At 65.6% G+C, this 1949-nt stretch carries 3 protein-coding genes and 1 pseudogene; 3 read left to right on the plus strand and 1 reads right to left on the minus strand.

Going from position 1 to position 1949, the window contains the following annotated elements; translation table 11 throughout:
- Positions 1-414 (minus strand): polyprenyl synthetase family protein (locus EOA29_RS34685; RefSeq protein ID WP_189479091.1); only part of this gene is annotated, 414 nt, incomplete at its 3' end.
- Positions 415-578: 164 nt separating this feature from the next.
- Between EOA29_RS34685 and EOA29_RS34690 the strand changes: the two genes are divergently transcribed.
- The 3 genes and pseudogenes from EOA29_RS34690 to EOA29_RS34700 all read left to right on the plus strand — a co-directional run.
- The gene (locus EOA29_RS34690) at positions 579-803 is read left to right on the plus strand and encodes a DUF2007 domain-containing protein (RefSeq protein WP_126095293.1); all 225 of its coding nucleotides are present in this window, start codon (positions 579-581) and stop codon (positions 801-803) included.
- Positions 803-1597 (plus strand): methyltransferase, encoded by a 795-nt coding sequence (locus tag EOA29_RS34695; RefSeq protein WP_127222273.1) that lies wholly within the window; start codon positions 803-805, stop codon positions 1595-1597. Before EOA29_RS34690 ends, EOA29_RS34695 begins: the two co-directional genes overlap by 1 nt.
- A 107-nt stretch (positions 1598-1704) precedes the next feature.
- Positions 1705-1949 (plus strand): annotated as a pseudogene (locus EOA29_RS34700) (S49 family peptidase); the annotation flags it as partial.

Raw genomic sequence — 1949 nt, forward strand, 5'->3', positions numbered from 1 at the left:
CTCGACCATCATGCGGAAAGCCTGGCCTAGCAGGAAGTCGCCGACCAGCACGCTTGCCTGGTTGCCCCAGATCATGCGCGCCGTCTTCTTGCCGCGGCGAAGCGCGCTCTCGTCGACGACATCGTCATGAAGCAGCGTCGCGGTGTGCATGAACTCGACCGACGTCGCGAGCTTGACGTGACCGTCGCCCGAATAGCCGAACATCTGGGCGGCGGCGAGCGTCAGCATCGGCCGCAGGCGCTTGCCTCCCGAAGAGATCAGGTGATTGGCGACCTCCGGGATCATCTCGACGTCGGAGCCGGCCTTCGACAGGATCAGTTCGTTGACGCGGCCCATGTCGGCTGCCGTCAGATCGATGAGATCCTTGATGGAAGCGGGTTCCCGCTTGCCTTCGATATTCAGAACGACACCCACCACGATCACTCCCGTCTCATTGACGCGCGCACGACAACACCCTGATCCCGGTAGGACTCTAGGTCGGTACAACCTGGCACGGCAAGAGGCGAATTGGCGCGGCAGGCCTGGCGCGGGGTTGCCTCAACGTTTACATGAACGCCGCAACCTGCGATTTTCATTCCATGATTGAGCTTGTCCGCACCAATGACGCCGTCGTCATTTCCTTCATCGAATCGCTGATGCGCGACGCCGGCATCGCCTGTTTCGTCGCCGACCAGAACATGAGCGTGCTCGACGGATCGCTCGGTATCCTGCCCAGGCGCGTCATGGTCGATGCGGACAAGGCCGATGCGGCGCGGCGCATCCTGAAGGATGCCGGCATCGAGAACGAGATCCGCCGGAAATAATGGCAGCTTCAACCGCTTTTGCCCCCGACACCCCGGCCCACACGGTCGATGCCTTCCATCGCGGGCGCTTCTGGCTGGTGCAGCCGAGGCAAGGCCATCGCGCCGGCATGGACGCCATGATGCTGGCGGCGGCCGTCCCGTCCACCTTTTCCGGCCGGCTCGCCGATTTCGGCGCCGGCGCCGGCGCCGCGGCGCTCGCCGTGCTGTCGCGCTGCCCTGAGGCGCGGGCTGTGCTGGTCGAGCGCTCCGCCGAGATGGCGGCGTTTGCCGCCGCCACGCTTGCGCATCCGGGCAATGCGCATATCGGCGACCGCGCCTCGGTGCTGACGGCCGACGTCACGCTCACCGGCCGGGCGCGGGCCGAGACCGGGCTAGCCGACAATTCCTTCGACTTCGTGATCATGAACCCGCCTTTCAACGCCACCGAGGATCGCGCCACGCCGGATGCACTGCGCAGAGAGGCGCATGTCACGGAGGACGGACTGTTCGAGCGCTGGATCAGGAGTGCCGCCGCAGTGGTCAAGCCGCGCGGCGGGCTGGCGGTGATCGCCCGGCCGGAGCAGCTTGTCGCGGTCCTCGATGCGATCGATGGCCGCTTCGGCGATGCCGAGATGCTTTGCGTCCACCCGCGCCCGGACGCCACGGCGATCCGCATCGTCGTCAGGGCCATGCTCGGCGCGCGCGGAAAACTGTCGATCCGGCCGCCACTCACCTTGCACGGACCGTCCGGCAACGAACCGACGGAACGGACCGAGATGATCAACAATGGGCTGGCGTCGCTGTTCGGCGATTGATTAGAGGCCGGCAATGCGGCATTGCCGTTGGCTGGCGAATTCCTACATGCCGGGAGCAAGGATGAGGTTTCACTTGCTCTTGCACCTCTTTCTGGAGACAAGCTTTCGTGAAACGCTTCCTCAACCGACTGCTGCCGAAACCCTGGCGCTCGACAGTCGTCACCATTCCCGTCATCCGGCTGCACGGCACCATCCTGCCCGGCGGCGGCCAGTTCCGGCCGAGCCTGTCGCTCGCCTCGACGGCCGGCCTCATCGAGAAGGCGTTCGGCTTCGACGCGCCGGCGGTTGCGATTTCGATCAATTCGCCCGGCGGCTCGCCTGTGCAGTCGCGGCTGATCTTCAGGCGCATCCG

This window comes from Mesorhizobium sp. M1E.F.Ca.ET.063.01.1.1 (assembly GCF_003998155.1).
Classification (GTDB): Bacteria; Pseudomonadota; Alphaproteobacteria; order Rhizobiales; family Rhizobiaceae; genus Mesorhizobium.

Coding starts and splice junctions, on each gene's coding strand:
- EOA29_RS34690 (WP_126095293.1), top strand. CDS start 579: ATGATTGAGCTTGTCCGCACCAATGACGCCGTCGTCATTTCCTTCATC.
- EOA29_RS34695 (WP_127222273.1), top strand. CDS start 803: ATGGCAGCTTCAACCGCTTTTGCCCCCGACACCCCGGCCCACACGGTC.